The following is a 15984-nucleotide window of genomic DNA, read 5'->3' on the forward strand; positions in this document are numbered from 1 at the left end:
CGTCCATGAACAGCAACGTCCGATGGTTCGCCGACCTCGGCCTCGCCGATCTCGAGCAGGTCGGCGGCAAGAACGCGTCTCTGGGCGAGATGGTCCGCAACCTGACCAACGTCGGGGTCCGGGTCCCCAACGGCTTCGCGACGACCGCCGACGCGTTCCGCCGATTCGTGAATCAACCGAGCGCTGCGGGCACTGTTCTGGCCGAGAAGATCAGCGCTCGGCTCGCCGACCTCGACACCGACGACGTCCGGGCGCTGGCCGAGGCGGGCCGCGAGATCCGCGCGGCGGTCATGGAGCAGCCGTTCCCGACCGATCTCGAGGCCGACATCCGGACGGCGTACGCGGAGCTGTCGGGCGGATCGGACGACGCGTCGTTCGCCGTGCGGTCCAGCGCGACCGCCGAGGACCTTCCGGACGCGTCCTTCGCCGGGCAGCAGGAGACCTTCCTCAACGTGCGCGGCATCGACGCGATCCTGCAGGCGATGCACGAGGTGTTCGCGTCGCTGTACAACGATCGCGCCATCGCGTACCGGGTGCACCACAAGTTCGACCACGACGCCGTCGCTCTGTCCGCGGGCGTGCAGAAGATGGTGCGCTCCGACATCGGCACGTCCGGGGTCATGTTCACCATCGACACAGAGTCGGGCTTCGCCGACGCTGTGTTCGTGACCTCCTCGTACGGCCTGGGTGAGGCCGTCGTCCAGGGTGCGGTGAACCCCGACGAGTTCTACGTGTACAAGCCTGCCCTGCGCGCGGGCCGTCCTGCGGTTCTCAAGCGCGGCGTCGGATCGAAAGCCACCAAGATGGTTTACACCGCCGACCGCTCGGTCGGCCGGACGACGGAGTTCGTCGACGTCGAGCCCGTGGATCGGCGACTGCTGAGCCTCACCGACGCGGAGGTCGAGGCGCTCGCCCGCCAGGCGCTGCTGATCGAGGAGCACTACGGGCGTCCGATGGACATCGAGTGGGGCAAGGACGGCGTCGACGGCGAGCTGTACATCCTGCAGGCGCGTCCGGAGACCGTGCAGTCGCGGGCCGCGGTGACCGGCCAGCAGCGGTTCCGGCTCAACGAGACCGGCACGGTCCTCGTCGAAGGCCGGGCGATCGGCGCCCGCATCGGAGCCGGCGCCGTCCGGGTGCTCGAATCGGTGGAACAGATGCACGAGTTCCAGGCCGGTGAGGTGCTCGTCGCGGACATGACCGACCCCGACTGGGAGCCGATCATGAAGCGCGCCGGCGCCATCGTCACCAACCGCGGTGGCCGCACCTGCCACGCCGCGATCATCGCGCGCGAACTGGGCATTCCCGCCGTCGTCGGTACCGGTGGGGCCACGCGGTCGCTCACCGCCGGTCGCGAGGTGACGGTCTCGTGCGCGGAGGGCGACACCGGTTACGTGTACGAAGGGCTGCTCGACTTCGACGTCACCGAGTCCGCGATCGAGGCGATGCCCGAGATCAGCACCAAGATCATGATGAACGTCGGTACCCCTGAACAGGCGTTCGCATTCTCCCGCCTGCCGAACAGTGGTGTCGGACTCGCGCGCCTCGAGTTCATCATCAACCGCCAAATAGGTATCCACCCGAAGGCCCTGCTCGACTTCGACACCCTCGACGGGCCGCTGAAGGAGCAGATCGGTGAGGCGATCGCCGCCTATCCGGGCGCCCGCGAGTTCTTCGTGGACAGGGTCGCCGAGGGCGTCGCGACGATCGCGGCAGCCTTCGCGCCGCATCCGGTGATCGTGCGCATGTCGGACTTCAAGTCCAACGAGTACGCGAAGCTCGTCGGCGGCGAACTCTACGAGCCCGAGGAGGAGAACCCGATGATCGGCTACCGCGGCGCGTCGCGGTACCTGTCGAAGGACTTCGCCGACTGTTTCGCCATGGAATGCGCCGCACTGAAGTACGTCCGCGACGAGATGGGCCTGACCAACGTCAAGATCATGATCCCGTTCGTCCGAACCCTCACCGAGGCCGAAGGTGTCATCTCGCTGCTGGCCTCGCACGGCCTTCGCCGCGGCGAGAACGGACTCGAGGTCATCATGATGTGCGAGGTGCCTTCGAACGCGGTCATCGCCGACGCGTTCCTGGACCACTTCGACGGGTTCTCCATCGGATCGAACGACATGACGCAGTTGACGCTCGGGCTCGACCGCGATTCCGCGCTCGTCGCAGACTCCTTCGACGAACGTGACCCCGCTGTAAAGCACATGCTCGCAGCGGCGATCTCGGCGTGCAAGGCGCGCGGCAAGTACGTGGGTATCTGCGGGCAGGGGCCCAGCGACCATGTCGATCTCGCCGAATGGTTGCTCGAACAGGGCATCGAGTCCATGTCGCTGAACCCGGACACCGTCGTCGACACCTGGACACGCTTGGCCGCACTCGGCTGAACCGGCCGCTCCCAACGCACTTCGCGCCGCGGAGTGCGTTGGGAGCGACGGTCCTTCAGCCGCGACGGCAGGTCACTCGAGCACGAAGACCGGGATCCGTCGTTCGGTCTTGGTCTGGTACTCCGCATACGGCGGAAAAGCGGCCACCGCCAGCTCCCACCAGTGCTCGCGCTCGGCGCCGTCGATCTCACGCGCGGTGAGGTCGCGAACCGTCGCCCCGTCCTGCACCGAGATCTGCGGGTGCGCCTTCACATTGAAGTACCACGACGGGTGGCCGGGTGCGCCGCCCTTGGACGCAACCATCGCGTACCTGCCGTCCTCCTCGACCCGCATCAACGGGACGTAGCGCTTCTTGCCGGACTTCGCCCCGGTGGTGGTGAACAGGACGATCGGACGGTCCAACACCTGGACGCCGTCGGTCGTACCCTGTTCCAGGATCTTCTCGGTCTGGTCACGTACCCACCCCTCGGGGCTGAGTTCTGGCTGTTCGCTCATACTCGTCGCCAACGCCTCCGAGGCGCTCGTCATTCCACGGTGCGCGAAAATCCTCGACGAACCCGTGCAGGCGTCACTCGGGTTGGTGGTAGCCGCCGTCACGGCGTGACGAACGTCTTCTCCAGTGCCCGGCGCAGTTCGGACTTGCTGATCTTGCCGACACCGGTGACCGGGAACTCGTCGACGAACACCACCTTGTCGGGCACCTTGTAGTCGGCGAGCCCGCGGCCGCGGACGAACTTCTTGAGTTCGACGGCCTTCGGCTGCTCACCCTGGACGACGACGAACGCGCAACTGCGTTCGCCGAGGTACTGGTCGGGCATGGACACGACCGCGACGTCGGCGACGGCCGGGTGCGCGAGCAGATGGTTCTCGACCTCTTCCGCGGCCACCTTCTCGCCGCCGCGGTTGATCTGGTCCTTCGCGCGGCCCTCGACGACGAGATAGCCGTCGTCGGTGAGGCGGACGATGTCGCCGGTGCGGTAGAAGCCGTCCTCGGTGAACGCCGTCGAATTGTGTTCGGGGGCCCGGTAGTACCCGCGGATGGTGTAGGGGCCGCGGGTGAGCAGGTGACCGGACGTGCCGCTCGGGACGGGTTCGCCGTGGTCGTCGACGACGCGTACCTCGTCGTCGGGGCTGATCGGCCTGCCCTGGGTGGTGACGATCGTGTCTTCCGGGTCGTCGAGCCGGGTGTAGTTGACCAGGCCCTCGGCCATCCCGAAGACCTGCTGCAGCGTGCACCCGAGTTCGGGGCGCACCCGCTTGGCGGCCTCGGCGCTGAACTTCGCGCCGCCGACCTGCAGCACCTCGAGGCTCGAGATGTCCCGGTCCGTGCGGGCCGCGGCGGACAGCCACGCCAACGCGAGCGGCGGCACCAGCGACGCGATCGTGACGCCCTCCCGCTCGATGAGCGCGAACGCGGTGTCGGGGCTCGGATCCGGGGCGAGCACCACGCGGCCACCGGCGTGCAGCACGCCGAGGATGCCCGGGGAGCTCATCGGGAAGTTGTGCGCCGCAGGGAGAACGACCAGCAGACGGGTGTTCTCGTCGATGCCGCAGATGCGGTCCGACTCACGCACCGAGTACAGGTAGTCGGTGTGGGTGCGCGGGATCAGCTTCGACACCCCGGTGGTTCCGCCCGAGAGCTGCAGGAACGCCACGGACTCCGGACCCGCCGCCGGTTCGTCCGAGATCGGGTCCGCCGACCGCAGTTCGTCGAGGGAGGTGAATTCCTCCGCGTCGCCGGCCACGAAGACTCTCGGCGGGTTCTCCGCCGACGCCACCACGTCGCGGGCGAGCGTGCGGTAGTCGAAGCCGGCGTGCGTGTCGGTGACGACGTAGGCCGCGGCGTCGGCGAAACTGCAGAAGTAGGAGATCTCCTGGGAGCGGTGCGCGGGCAACGCGAACACCGGCAGGGCGCCGAGCCGGAAGACCGCGAAGATCACCTCGACGTACTCGACGATGTTGGGCAGTTGCACCACCACCCGGTCGCCGGGCTGCACCCCCGACGACTGCAGCCCGGCGGCGAGCCGGTCGGCGCGGTCGGACAGTTCCCGGTAGGTGAGGGCGCGGTCGGCGCCGGCCGCGTCCGGTCCGGTCACGGCGATCGCGTCCCCGAATCGCTCGGCGCGGGCGCCCAGGAACTGCTGGAACGTCTCGTCCGTCCAGTACCCGGCGGCACGGTAGCGTGCGACGAGTTCGGCGGGATAGCCGGTGGTGGTCTCCAGGGGAGCGCGAACGCTCGTGGTCATCGAAAGTCCTTTCACGGGCATGGCTGTTCGGGGCCGTCAGGCTTGGAGGGTAGCGCCGCCGTCGACGTAGAGGGCTTGCATGGTGATGTGCCGCGCCCGGTCCGACAGGAGGAACTCGACGGAGTCGGCGATGTCGGCGGCGTCGGCGATGCGGCCCAGCGGGATGCCGACCTTGAACGAGCCGAGGTCGCCGTCGATCGCGCCGCGCGCCCCGGTGTCGTCGGCGGGGTCCGACCACAGCGACCGCTGCATCGCGGTGTCCGTCGAGCCGGGGGCGACGATGTTGGCGCGGATCCCGTATTCGGCGAGTTCGAGGCCGAGCACCCGGACGATCATCGCGACGGCGGCCTTGGACGCGCCGTACGCGCCCATCCCGGTGCGGGGGACGCCGGCGGCGTTGGAACCGACCACGACGATGGAACCGGCTGAGCGGTCACGCATTCCGGTGCCGACAGCCCGCAGCACGTTGACGAGACCGGTGACGTTGACGTCGAACACGCGCTGCCAACTCGCGGGATCGGCGTCGAGCACCGACCCGGTCTCGAGTATCCCGGCCACGTGCGCGAGGGCGGTGACGGGGCCGTGCGCGTCCTCGATCCGGCGGACGGTGCCGGTGACGGCGTCGGCGTCGCGGATGTCGGTGACGGCGGTGCCGAGCGGAGGAGTGTCGAGCAGTGCGGCGGTGGCGGCGAGGCCGTCGGCGTCACGATCGAGCAGTACCAGGCGGTGGCCGGACCGCGACAGGGTGACGGCCGTGGCCCGCCCGATGCCCTGCGCCGCCCCGACGACCAGTGTCGTGCCGCTCATCGGGGAAGTCCCAGTGCCGCGAGGACGGTGCCCAGTTTGGTTGTGGTCTCGGCGAGTTCGTCGTCCGGTTCGGAGGCGGCGACGATGCCCCCGCCCGCGTACGCCGTGACGGTGGTGCCGTCGGCGTCGATCTGCGCGCACCGGATGGTGACCATCCATTCGCCGTCCCCGTCGGCGTCGGCCCAGCCTACGGCGCCGGCGTAGAAGCCGCGGTCGCCCTCGAGTTCGCCGATCAGCACACGCGCGGCGTCGGTGGGGGTGCCGCACACGGCCGGGGTCGGGTGCACGGCGACGGCGAGGTCCAGGGCGGTCACCGAGCGGTCCCGCAGCCGTCCCGTTACGGGTGTGCCGAGGTGCCACAGTTGCGGGGTGCTGGTGAGGGTGGGCCGGTCGGGGATGTCGAGTTCGGTGCAGAACGGTTCGAGGCTCGCGCGCAGTGCGTCGACGACGAGGGCGTGCTCACGCAGGTTCTTCTCCGAGGCGGCGAGGTTCTCCGCTGTCTGCCGGTCGATCTCGGGGTCGGCGTGCCGGGGAGCCGAGCCGGCGAGAGGATGGCAGGTCACGGTGTCGCCGCGACGGCGGATGAGTACCTCCGGGCTCGAGCCGACGAGGTGCCGTCCCGACCAGCCGGGGCCCGCGGCGCTCAGATCGACGCTGAAGCCGTTGCCGCCGAGGTCGTTCGCGACGAGCCTCGTGAGCAGCGTGTGCGGGTGCAGCGGTTCCTCGGCGTGCAGGACGACCGATCGGGCGAGCACCACCTTGTACAGTGCGGCCTGCGGTTCGCGTAGCACGTGAATGGCGGCGGCGACGCGGGCGAGGTGCTCGTCCTCCGGCGGGACCGACGCGCAGGCGCGCACATGCGGAAGCGTCTGCAGGCGAGGAGTCCAGCTGCCCGGGTGATGTCGCAGCGTCTGCGGTGCGACGAGCGCGGCGGGATGCGACGGGTCGAAGGCGAGCGCCCCGGCCACCGAGGTGACGGTGCCGCTCTTCAGGGCCGCGGCGGCGTCGCGGGCCGAGTCGAAACCGGTGCGAATGCCGTCGGCGATCACGGTGCCGTGTGGGCGGGAGAGGACGAACGGCGCGCCCGGCGGAAGATCCGCCGAAGTCTCTGCGGACCCGGCAACGGCCGTCGACTGCATGTGCGATCACCTTTCGTAGTGGACAACTGCGGCGCGCGTCGCGATGCGTACCGTCACACCCCGACCATATACGGTTAGCCTAACCTTTGGCGGCTCACCTTCTCGGCCGCCGACCCGGGACCGGGGCGTATTGCCCTGCAGTCCAGCGGTTTCGACCCTCCATGCGCGGGTGCGATTCGGCCCGCGACCGGATCGGAGTTCTCGACGTCAGGGACTGGCCTACCATCGCATGCACACGTGGCGTCGTCGAGGACGCCGTCCGTGACGCAAAGGCATGGAGGGCAGGCTTCTGCAATGACCGAACGCAGGTTCTCGCTCGATCAGCGGATCGTCGCTGCCCTCCAGGTCGACGGGCGGTGCTCGTGGAGCCGGATCGCCCAGGCGCTCGGCGAACCCGAGCGGAACGTGACCCGGCACGGCATCGCGCTCCTCGAGTCCGGCCGGGTGGCCGTCACCGCCGTCGCGAACAGCGGCGGCACCGCGATCGTCCGCCTCCAGTGCTCCCCGGGAACGGTGCGGGTGGCGGCGAGCGCCCTCGCCCAGCGCAGCGACTGCATCTTCGTCTACATCCTCACCGGCACCGCCGACTGCGTGGCCGAGATCCACGTGTCCCGGGACCGCCTCCCGAAACTCGTCATGGACGAACTGCCCGCGACGATGGGCGTCGTCCGGAGCTGGACGGACCCCGTGCTGCGGTACTTCCGCACGGTCCGTGAATGGGAGGCCGGGGTGCTGACCCTGGCCGAGAAGGAATCGATCGGCGGGGTCGCGCCTCCGGCGTCCTTCCTCACCGACCTGGAGCGCGGCACCCGGGATCCCGTCGACCGCACCATCATCCGCGAACTCACGCAGAACGGGCGGGTGGGCACCACCGCCCTCGCCCGCACCGCCGGGGTGTCCGAGGCGACGGCCCGGCGGCGCGTCCAGTCGCTGCTCACCGAGGGCGCGATCAGTCTCCGGGTGGTGGTGGATCCCGCGCTGTTCGGGCTGCGGGCCGAGGCGATGCTGTTCATCAAGACCCAGCGCAACCGGATCGAACCGCTGGTGCGGGGGATGCTCGAGATGCCCTACGTGCGGTACGCCGCGGGCACGGCGGGCGAGTACCAGGTGGTCGCGAACATCGCCGCACCCGACGAGTCGGTGCTCTACGACTACATCACCACCGCCCCGTGGGTGGCGGACGCCCTGGCGCTGGAAACCAACATGGTGGTGCAGGCGGTCAAGCGCAGCGGCAGGGTGATGTGACGGATTTCGACATCGGACGGCCCCTCCGACGCGTCTGATTGCGATCTCCGACAGCTCGGTGGCCGATTTCGCCGAACCTCCCTCAGCGGTTGAGTGCTGTGATCCGCACCACGCATGCTTCCTCTACTCCCCTGGATGGAAGAAGGAACAGCATGCATCGAGAAGCCATTCTCGGGGCGATCGAGGATTCGCCGCAGCGCCGCTGGCTGCTGCTCGTCCCGGTCGCCCCGGTGCTCGCGCTCGTCACCGCCGTGTGGCTGCCGTTTGTGAACACGGCCGATCTGTGGCTGGGCATGCCCCGGCTGCTCGTGTGGTGCTCGGCGTGGGTGCTCCTGCTGCTGCCCGCGCTGGCGGCGGTGGAGTTCGGCCTCGTCCGGCCGTTCGAGGACGGCCACCGCCTCGAGGAAGCGGGCCTCCGATGACGAACTCGGCTCTGTGGATCACCCTGGCAGGCATGATCGGTCTCGCCGTGATCGCCGTCGGCGGACACCGGACACGCGCTCGGAACCTGAGCGAGTGGACGGTCGGCAAGCGGAATTTCGGTGTGGTGACCAGCTTCTTCCTGCAGGCAGGTGAATCGTTCACCACGTTCACGTTCCTCGGCGTCGCCGGCATCGCGTTCACCGCGGGCATCGGCGCCACGTACGCAATCCCGTATATCCCGCTCGGCTACGTGGCCCTGTATTTCATCGGACCGCGGATCTGGAAGCTCAGCAAGGATCGCGGCTACATCACCCAGGCCGACTTCTTCGCCGACCGCTACCGCAGCCCGCTGCTCGGCCGGTTGGTCGCGTTGTGCGGCATCATCTTCCTGCTGCCGTACCTGCAGTTGCAGATCACCGGCCTCGGTCTCATCGTCCGCCTCGTCACGGGCAGCGCGAGTTCGGGCACGCTGAGCATGATCGTCGCGACCGTTCTCGTCGTCGGGTTCGTGCTGTGGGCAGGCATCCACGGCCTGGCGCGCACCGCCTACGTCAAGGACGTCCTGATCCTGCTCGCCGTCGTGGTGCTGTCCATCGTGATCCCGCTGCACTTCGCCGGCGGCATCGGCGACGTGTTCGGCCAGATCGCGCAGACCCACAGCGAGATGCTGACCGTGAATCCCGGCGACTACGACAAGGTCTGGTGGACCACCAGCCTGCTGATCTCCGCGATCGGCTGCGGCTTCCTCACCACCCCGCACCTGTGGCCGCCGCTGCTCGCCGCGAAGAACGGCCGAGTAATCCGATCCAACAACACTTTTCTGCCGATGTACCAGGTGGTCATGATCCTCCCGATCATGCTGGGTTTCGTCGGGATCCTCGCACTGAACCCGAACACCAGCAGCAACGCCGTCCTGCTCACGCTGGCCGGGGGAGCGCTGCCGAACTGGGCGCTCGGCCTGATCGCGATCGCCGCCGCGTCCGCCGCGATGCTGCCCGCCGGCGCCATCTGCATCGGCATCTCCACCCTGGCCTCGCACAACCTGGTGAAGATCGAGAGCGAGCGCACGAAGCTCCGGTTCAACCACCTCGTCGTGATCGCCGCTGCCACCGTGGCCCTGGTGCTCGGCCTGACCCGCCCCGACCTGCTGGCCAACCTGCTGCTCCTCACGTTCGGCGGTCTCAGCCAGCTCGCCCCCGGCCTGGCGCTCGCCCTGCCCGAGAAGCCGTTGCTCGCCAAGCAATCCGTGTTCGCCGGACTGCTCGTGGGCATGCTCACCGTCATCGTGATGACCGTGTTCGACCTGAACCTCGCCAACATCGACGCGGGCATCTGCGGCCTGGTCCTCAACCTCGCGGTGATCGCGGCGGTCGAGACCGTGGTCCGCGTCGCCCGTCCCCGCACCCCGACCCCCGCGCCGTCGGAAGACCGTCCGGCCGCCGCCCCGATCCTGGAGACCTCGAAATGACCATCGACCACTACTCGACCGCGCGTGAGATGCTCACCGCACTCCGCAGCAAGGACATCTCGGCCCGCGAGCTGCTCGCCCTGCACACGGACCGGATCGCGCACGTGAATCCGACGGTCAACGCGCTCGTCAGCCTCGACCTGGACCGCGCGCACGCCACCGCCGCCGCCGCCGACGCGCAGACGGCCGCCAGCGACCCTGTGGGTCCGCTGCACGGACTTCCGTTCGCATTCAAGGACACTCACGACGTCGCTGGATTCCCCACGGTCGCCGGTTCGCCCCTGCTCGTCGACAACGTGCCCCAGACCAGTGAGCTGATCGCCGAACGCGTCACCGCGGCCGGCGCCGTCACGATCGGCAAGACCAACGTTCCCGAGTTCGCCGCCGGCTCGCACACGTTCAACCCCGTCTTCGGGACCACCACCAACCCGTACGACCCCACCAGGAGTGCGGGCGGGTCGAGCGGCGGCGCCGCAGCCGCACTGGGCGCGGGACTGATTCCGCTCGCCGACGGCAGCGACATGGGCGGGTCGCTGCGCAACCCGGCGTCGTTCTGCAACGTCGTCGGATTGCGCCCCACACCGGGCCGTGTGCCGTGCTGGCCCAACAGCGTGCCCTGGGATGCACTGGTGACGCAGGGGCCGATGGCCCGCAACGTCGACGATCTGGAACTGCTGCTGTCGGTGATCTCCGGACCCGACGCGCGGATCCGCAGCTCGCTCAGTGCCGATGCGCTCGCGCCCCGGCACGGTGTCGCCGGCCTGCAGGGTCTGCGTGTCGCGGTGTCCGCGGATCTGAACGGCCTCTTCCCGGTGGACGCGCCGGTCCGCGAGATCCACGACCGCCAGTCGTCGATCTTCGCCGCCGCGGGTGCGGTGGTCGCCGAGGACGCACCGTCGATTCCCGACGCCGAGTGGGTGTTCCGCACCCTGCGGGCGTGGCGGTTCAAGATCGACCTCGGAGCGCAGGCGGATGCCACCCCCGACATGTTGAAGGCGTCGCTGCTCGACAACATCCGGCAGGCCGACCGGCTCTCCGCCGACGACATCGCGAAAGCCATGGTGGCGCAGGCGGAGATCCAGGCTCGCGCCGTCGAATTCTTCTCCCGCCACGACGTTCTGGTGATGCCCGTGTCCCAGGTGCTGCCGTTCGACGCCGAACTCGAGTACCCGGCGGCGGTCGACGGCCGCCGCTGCGACGACTACCTCGACTGGATGACGTCGGCGCTGACCGTGACGGTGCTGGGGTGCCCCGCGATCTCCGTTCCCGCCGGATTCAGCGCCGAGGGTCTGCCGGTCGGCGTGCAGATCGTCGCCGCCCCGGGCAACGATCTGTTCCTGCTCGACGTGGCCCGGGCCTACGAGCAGCTCGACCCGGTCGGAGCCGTTCGCCCGCACCTGCTCGACGGGGCCGCGCGGGTCTAGTTGATGAAGGTGTTCAGGATGAGCATGCCAGTCAGGCCCGTGAGTCCGACCAGGGTCTTCATGATCGCCGCGGCCGGACACCGATGAACCGGAGTCGGATCGGTACATTACACCGCACAGAACGTGAAGTGGGCCGACGCTTCTCGCGTCGACCCGCACCACGTTCCTGTCCCAGTGTTCGGACGCCTACCCGGCAGCGGCGGGCACAGGGGCAACCGGAGTGTCCTCGGTCCGGCTCCGGTATTGCTGCCGACGAGCCAGTGGGCAAGCTCGGACGGCGCTGGGCGTACGGGTGCGCTCAGCGTCGTCCTCGTCGATTCGACTTCTCATAGTGACCGGCCGCTGTGACTGCGCGACAGTTCCCCTGCGCCGACCTCACTCGCAACAGTGGCTCGGAGGCGGTGGATCTTCCCGAGCAGACTACTTCGTGAACGACCCTCGGTCGTTGTGTTCCCAGGGGAGTTCGTGCTCGCTCGGGGATTCGTCGAGCAGTTCGATGATGAAGTGGGTGACGGTCCGATCCTCGAGGTTCCGGATGCGGTGTGGTGTGAGGGGCTGCTTACGTCCCACTGTCTTGTAGAGAACGAATCCGGGCTCGGCGACTTGGCTGATTCCCCAGTCCTCGTCGCCCAGATCCTGTCCTTGCGCGATGCCGGGCTCGGGCCACACCACGACATGATCGTGGTGGTGCTGGTGGAAGTCGAACATTCCGTGGGGTTCGAGGGTCATCGACCATACGCGGACGCGATCGTTCTGGAACAGAAGCGTGTCGCCGGGCGTCGGGGGAATCTCGCGGTCGGTGTCGGTCACCGTGACCTCCTAGATTGGATGCTATCTTGACAGAATAGCATGTAATTTACTGGAAGGGCTTCTGAACTGCCATGACTGTGACGCGGGGGACCAGTGAACTGAGAAGGGTCACGGCGTGGGGCATGGTGCCCACTCCCTTCACCAGGGACGGTGCGGTGGACCGGCCCTCGCTGTGCCGCGTCGTGCAGCACCTCCGCCGGTGTGGGTGCGACGGCGTGATCGCCCTGGGCGCGATCGCCGAACCCTTCACGCTCAGCCCGCGAGAGAGAAGCGACGTCGTGCGAACCATCGCGACGGCGGCCGACGGCGCGCCTGTGGTCGGTGCTGTTCTGGGCCTCGATTCGGACCGGTTCGCCGTTGACTTCGACGCGCTGGAACCGTCGGCCCGCGTGGTGCTCGACGCGGTGATGATCCCGGTGACCACGCCCGATCCGAACTCGCTGCGTTCGGCGATCGCCCGCGCCGGGGACGTCTCGGGCCTTCCGGTGTTCCTTCAGGATCTCCCGCGCTTCTCGGGAGTTCATGTCAGTCATGCGGACTTGATCGAGGCGGTGTCGGCAAGTCCGTCGTGCATCGCCGTGAAATGTGAGGCTCCGCCGACATACGAGCGGATCGGGCTGCTCGCTGCGCACACCGAGGCCGCGCTGATCAGCGGATTCGGTGGGCTCGGCGTCGTCGACGATGTGATCGCCGGTGCTTCGTCGGTGGCGATCGGTTCCACGGTCACGAGGGCTGTCGTCGACGCGACGAGGCTCGCGCTCGCCGGACGGTACGACGACGCGTCGACGGTCATCGGGACCGTGGCGGCCCGTATCCACTTCGAGACCCAACCGGGCGCGAACGTCGCGATCCGGAAGCGTCACTGGGAGCGAGCCGGCGTGATCGACACTCACGTGGTGCGGGCGCCCACCCTTCCGTTCCGTTCGGAGTTCGAGAAACATTCGGCCGTTCACGCCCCCGGGGTCCCGCAGCAGGGCCTCAGTCTGTGACTGCGCGCAGGATCCGCGAGGTGTAGTCGACCAGCGAGCTCGCATAGTCATCCGGGCTCGGGAACCCTTCGTACGGAAGACTGTTCGGGGCCAGGTGTCCGAGTGAGATCACCCTCATCAACAGGCTCTGCACGATGATCTCGTACGTCGTGGCGATGGCCCGTTCATCGTCCACCCCACGCGCTTTCAGGCACTCGACGAGTGCCGAACGAATCTGCTGGTGGAAGGCGAACCCACGACTGCGCAGGCGTTCGTCGTCGGCAGAGTGGACGAAGATGAACGCGTAGAGCCGTTCCGCACCGAAGAGGGTCCGGGTCAGTGTGGTGACATAGGCGTCGACCACCGCCTCCACTGTGCCCTCCGCTTCCGCGAGGCGCTGCCCGATCTCGTTCGCCAGATCGGACAGCGCCTGGTCCTTGACCGCGTAGAGCAGCGCGTCTTTGTCCGGGTAGCGTCCGTAGACGCCACCGACGGACACCTCCGCGCGGGTGGCGACCGCCGCCATCGTGAAGTCCTGTATTCCAAGATCGGTGATCACGTCGATCGCTGCTCGGAGTATTCGAACTGCGGATTGCCGACTGCGGTTCTGCAGCGGCTCCATCGTTGGGCGGGTGGCCATCGGGTGGACTACTCCTTCCAGGATTCTCGCAGGAACGTCAACGCCCACTCCGTCCGAGTGTCGTCGGCGAATTCGGCCGCGCCGTGGTCAGCGCCCTCGACGATACGGAGTGTGCTGTTGAAGCCGGCATTCAGGAGTGCAGCGTGCAGGTCGACCGACTGTGCGTGTCCGACTCGGCAGTCCGCGTTCCCGTGAACGAGGAGGTAGTCGGGTCGCACCCCGTCGGTGATGTGGGGCGCGACGGCCGGAGCGACGTTGCTGTTCGCGGTGTAGAGGTCGACAATCGCGCTCAGATCCGCGGCCGCGCGGGCTCCACCGGGGTCGGCGTCGGTCGTCAACGCTCGTGCATCCGCAACGCCATAGTGCGCTATGACGGACCGTACGACGGTCGACTCCGCACCGTCTCCGATGGTGCGCCCCAGTGTCCGGTCGCCGGACACACCTGCGATACCGGCGAGCAGCGCACCTGCCGAGCTTCCCCACAGAGACAGCCGCTCGGGGTCGAGATTCCAGCCGCGGGCGTGGCGGCGGAGCCAACGGACAGCTGCGCGGACGTCCTCGACGGGCTCGGGGAAGCTGACCTCGGCCGCCAAACGGTACGAGGCCGACGCGACCGCAATCCCTCTGCTCGGCAACGTGGTCCACGGCCCCATTTCGCGGACGCCGCCGACGAGACTGCCCCCGTGGATGTAGAGCACGACCGGCCACGGGCCACCCGAGGTCGGGAGATGAAGGTCCAGGCGCAGCGGCCGCCAGCCCGGCACGGCCGCATAAATCACGCCGCGGTGGCTGACCGTCGCGGGCAGTGCGGAGACGGGCGGCGGCATCAGCAACGCGGGAGACGTCACCGATTCGTAGTCGATCGTCGGAGCGATGTCGGCGATCTTCCTTGTCATTGTCGCGTCCCTCTAGTCGATGACGGACAGTTCGTTGCGGTTTCCGATGCGGCGCTGACGTAGCGCGCCGTACACGGCCGCGCCGATCGGGAGGACCGGCATCAGTATGACGAGCAGTTTCGTACTTCCGGTGACGTCGGAGTAATTGGCGACGATGACACCGAGCAGGACCAGTAGACACACGCCGGCGACGATCGGTGCGACGATCGCGGCCCAGGTGTTGGTCCGGGGCAGCTTGTTGCGGTGGACCGCGACGAGGATGCTCGCGCAGCACCCGACCATCAGTGAGATCAACGACACGCTGGTCACCCCGGACACCATGGGGAAGAGGTTGATGATGGGGTCGGCGCCCGAAATCACGAATGGTGCGAGCACGAGTACCGAGATCGCCGACTGGAGGGCGCTCGCAGCGGCCGGGGTTCCCCATCGTGGGTGGACCGTGGCCAGGACCGGCGGCAGGAGTTCCGCCCGGCCGAGGGAGAAGTGGTAGCGCGCAGCCATGTTGTGGAAGGCGACGCTGGCGGCGAAGAAGCTGATCGTGACCAGGATCGAGAGCAGGTTGCCGGACCACGCTCCGAGGTAGATGTCCGCGGTCGCGAACACGAGGGCGCCAGGGTCCTCGGAGGCCACGGCCTTGACGTCGTCGAACGCGGCGACCAGTGACCAGGTGGCGATGACGAACACTCCGACGAGCAGGACGATCGATGCATAGGTCGCCGTCTTGATGCTCGTGCGCGCCGCCCTGGCTTCCTCGCCGTAGATGGCGGTGGCCTCGAATCCGACGAACGACAGGACACAGAAGGCGAGAGTCAGTGCCACGTTTCCGTCCAGCATCGCGCTGGGTGAGAAGACGTCGACCGTCCACCCCTCGGGTCGCTGGACCGCCACAGCGACCGCGAGCACGAGGAGCATCACGAACTGCATGATCGACACGACGGTGATGAGGTGTTTGGCGATCTCCACACCGCGTCGACCGAACCACGCGGTCAGCACCAATGCGACGGCCGCGTACACATACCAGGGAGCGTCGAATCCGAGCATGGACTCCACGGTCAGGCCGAGGAAGTACCCGGTCGCGGCCGCCATGCCGGCGGCGGCCATGTTGTAGGCGGTCGTCGCGACGAACGCCGCGCCGGAGCCCACCGTGCGTCCGAGTCCGAACCCGATGAACGCGTAGTACGCGCCGGCGTTGGTCACGTATCTGGCCAGCGCGACGAACGCCGAGGCGAAGACGGTCAATGCCAGCGCCACCACGACGAGCAACCCGACGGTCCCGGCGCCGACGCCGAACCCGAGGCTGAGCGAAAGATTGGAGGCCATCGCGGTGAGGGGCGCGGCGACGGCCACCACCATGAATGTCAGCCCGAAGGCGCCGATGGTGTTCGGCTTGAGGTGTGCGGCGTCTGCGGGTGTCGATCGGCTGGTTTTTGAGGACATGTTGCCTTCAATTCGTTGGGAGTGGTCGGGGAAGTGCTCCGCCGGTCGTGACGGTTGGCGGCATGGGCCGAGGTCGGAGGGCTTTCGCCTCTGT

The 15984-nt window shown here is 68.2% G+C and carries 14 protein-coding genes; 6 read left to right on the forward strand and 8 right to left on the reverse strand.

Annotation, left to right across the window (positions count from 1 at the left end):
• Positions 1-5: 5 nt before the first annotated feature.
• The gene (gene ppsA / locus I1A62_RS34100) at positions 6-2387 is read left to right on the forward strand and encodes a phosphoenolpyruvate synthase (RefSeq protein ID WP_219456698.1); all 2382 of its coding nucleotides are present in this window, start codon (positions 6-8) and stop codon (positions 2385-2387) included.
• Positions 2388-2459: 72 nt separating this feature from the next.
• Here the strand turns inward: ppsA and I1A62_RS34105 are convergent, their stop codons facing one another.
• The 4 genes from I1A62_RS34105 to I1A62_RS34120 form a co-directional block, all read right to left on the reverse strand.
• Complete coding sequence (locus I1A62_RS34105; RefSeq protein ID WP_219456700.1) at positions 2460-2882, reverse strand: nitroreductase family deazaflavin-dependent oxidoreductase; 423 nt, start codon at positions 2880-2882, stop codon at positions 2460-2462.
• A 98-nt stretch (positions 2883-2980) separates the two neighbouring features.
• A complete protein-coding gene (locus I1A62_RS34110) occupies positions 2981-4633 on the reverse strand; it encodes a (2,3-dihydroxybenzoyl)adenylate synthase (RefSeq protein ID WP_219456702.1) in 1653 nt (550 codons plus the stop codon).
• A gap of 36 nt (positions 4634-4669) precedes the next feature.
• A complete protein-coding gene (locus I1A62_RS34115) occupies positions 4670-5440 on the reverse strand; it encodes an SDR family oxidoreductase (RefSeq protein WP_124395647.1) in 771 nt (256 codons plus the stop codon).
• The gene (locus I1A62_RS34120; protein WP_219456704.1) at positions 5437-6579 is read right to left on the reverse strand and encodes an isochorismate synthase MenF; all 1143 of its coding nucleotides are present in this window, start codon (positions 6577-6579) and stop codon (positions 5437-5439) included. The genes I1A62_RS34115 and I1A62_RS34120 overlap by 4 nt, the downstream gene beginning before the upstream one ends.
• A gap of 294 nt (positions 6580-6873) precedes the next feature.
• On the opposite strand from I1A62_RS34120, the gene I1A62_RS34125 reads away from it, so the two are divergent.
• From I1A62_RS34125 to I1A62_RS34140, 4 genes are all read left to right on the forward strand, one after another.
• Positions 6874-7824 (forward strand): Lrp/AsnC family transcriptional regulator, encoded by a 951-nt coding sequence (locus tag I1A62_RS34125; RefSeq protein ID WP_219456706.1) that lies wholly within the window; start codon positions 6874-6876, stop codon positions 7822-7824.
• Between the two features lie 152 nt (positions 7825-7976).
• Positions 7977-8246, forward strand: a complete 270-nt coding sequence (locus tag I1A62_RS34130) for a hypothetical protein (protein WP_124395644.1) — start codon at positions 7977-7979, stop codon at positions 8244-8246.
• The gene (locus I1A62_RS34135) at positions 8243-9715 is read left to right on the forward strand and encodes a sodium:solute symporter (RefSeq protein WP_124395643.1); all 1473 of its coding nucleotides are present in this window, start codon (positions 8243-8245) and stop codon (positions 9713-9715) included. Before I1A62_RS34130 ends, I1A62_RS34135 begins: the two co-directional genes overlap by 4 nt.
• Positions 9712-11139: an amidase family protein gene (locus I1A62_RS34140; protein WP_219456708.1), complete on the forward strand. Its 1428-nt coding sequence runs from the start codon at positions 9712-9714 to the stop codon at positions 11137-11139. Before I1A62_RS34135 ends, I1A62_RS34140 begins: the two co-directional genes overlap by 4 nt.
• 420 nt (positions 11140-11559) lie before the next feature.
• Here I1A62_RS34140 and I1A62_RS34145 read toward each other — a convergent pair whose 3' ends face one another.
• Entirely contained in the window at positions 11560-11949 is a 390-nt protein-coding gene (locus I1A62_RS34145; RefSeq protein ID WP_219456710.1) for a hypothetical protein, read from the reverse strand.
• A gap of 122 nt (positions 11950-12071) precedes the next feature.
• Here I1A62_RS34145 and I1A62_RS34150 point away from each other — a divergent pair, with 122 nt between their 5' ends.
• Positions 12072-12938 (forward strand): dihydrodipicolinate synthase family protein, encoded by an 867-nt coding sequence (locus I1A62_RS34150; RefSeq protein WP_219456711.1) that lies wholly within the window; start codon positions 12072-12074, stop codon positions 12936-12938.
• On the opposite strand, the gene I1A62_RS34155 is transcribed toward I1A62_RS34150, so the two are convergent.
• The 3 genes from I1A62_RS34155 to I1A62_RS34165 are packed head-to-tail and all read right to left on the reverse strand — an operon-like array spanning position 12928 to position 15890.
• On the reverse strand, positions 12928-13557 hold the full coding sequence (locus I1A62_RS34155) for a TetR/AcrR family transcriptional regulator (protein WP_219456714.1): 630 nt from the start codon (positions 13555-13557) through the stop codon (positions 12928-12930). The genes I1A62_RS34150 and I1A62_RS34155 overlap by 11 nt on opposite strands.
• An 8-nt stretch (positions 13558-13565) precedes the next feature.
• Entirely contained in the window at positions 13566-14453 is an 888-nt protein-coding gene (locus I1A62_RS34160) for an alpha/beta hydrolase (RefSeq protein ID WP_219456716.1), read from the reverse strand.
• Between the two features lie 12 nt (positions 14454-14465).
• The gene (locus I1A62_RS34165) at positions 14466-15890 is read right to left on the reverse strand and encodes an APC family permease (protein WP_219456718.1); all 1425 of its coding nucleotides are present in this window, start codon (positions 15888-15890) and stop codon (positions 14466-14468) included.
• Between the last annotated feature and the right edge of the window lie 94 nt (positions 15891-15984).

The sequence above is a fragment of the Rhodococcus sp. USK10 genome, assembly GCF_019378875.1.
Taxonomy (GTDB): domain Bacteria; phylum Actinomycetota; class Actinomycetes; order Mycobacteriales; family Mycobacteriaceae; genus Rhodococcus_F; species Rhodococcus_F pseudokoreensis.

Coding starts and splice junctions, on each gene's coding strand:
- I1A62_RS34150 (WP_219456711.1), top strand. CDS start 12,072: ATGGTGCCCACTCCCTTCACCAGGGACGGTGCGGTGGACCGGCCCTCG.
- I1A62_RS34160 (WP_219456716.1), bottom strand. CDS start 14,453: ATGACAAGGAAGATCGCCGACATCGCTCCGACGATCGACTACGAATCG.
- I1A62_RS34120 (WP_219456704.1), bottom strand. CDS start 6,579: ATGCAGTCGACGGCCGTTGCCGGGTCCGCAGAGACTTCGGCGGATCTT.
- I1A62_RS34140 (WP_219456708.1), top strand. CDS start 9,712: ATGACCATCGACCACTACTCGACCGCGCGTGAGATGCTCACCGCACTC.
- I1A62_RS34125 (WP_219456706.1), top strand. CDS start 6,874: ATGACCGAACGCAGGTTCTCGCTCGATCAGCGGATCGTCGCTGCCCTC.
- I1A62_RS34130 (WP_124395644.1), top strand. CDS start 7,977: ATGCATCGAGAAGCCATTCTCGGGGCGATCGAGGATTCGCCGCAGCGC.
- I1A62_RS34115 (WP_124395647.1), bottom strand. CDS start 5,440: ATGAGCGGCACGACACTGGTCGTCGGGGCGGCGCAGGGCATCGGGCGG.
- I1A62_RS34135 (WP_124395643.1), top strand. CDS start 8,243: ATGACGAACTCGGCTCTGTGGATCACCCTGGCAGGCATGATCGGTCTC.
- I1A62_RS34110 (WP_219456702.1), bottom strand. CDS start 4,633: ATGACCACGAGCGTTCGCGCTCCCCTGGAGACCACCACCGGCTATCCC.
- I1A62_RS34155 (WP_219456714.1), bottom strand. CDS start 13,557: ATGGCCACCCGCCCAACGATGGAGCCGCTGCAGAACCGCAGTCGGCAA.
- I1A62_RS34165 (WP_219456718.1), bottom strand. CDS start 15,890: ATGTCCTCAAAAACCAGCCGATCGACACCCGCAGACGCCGCACACCTC.
- I1A62_RS34105 (WP_219456700.1), bottom strand. CDS start 2,882: ATGAGCGAACAGCCAGAACTCAGCCCCGAGGGGTGGGTACGTGACCAG.
- ppsA (WP_219456698.1), top strand. CDS start 6: ATGAACAGCAACGTCCGATGGTTCGCCGACCTCGGCCTCGCCGATCTC.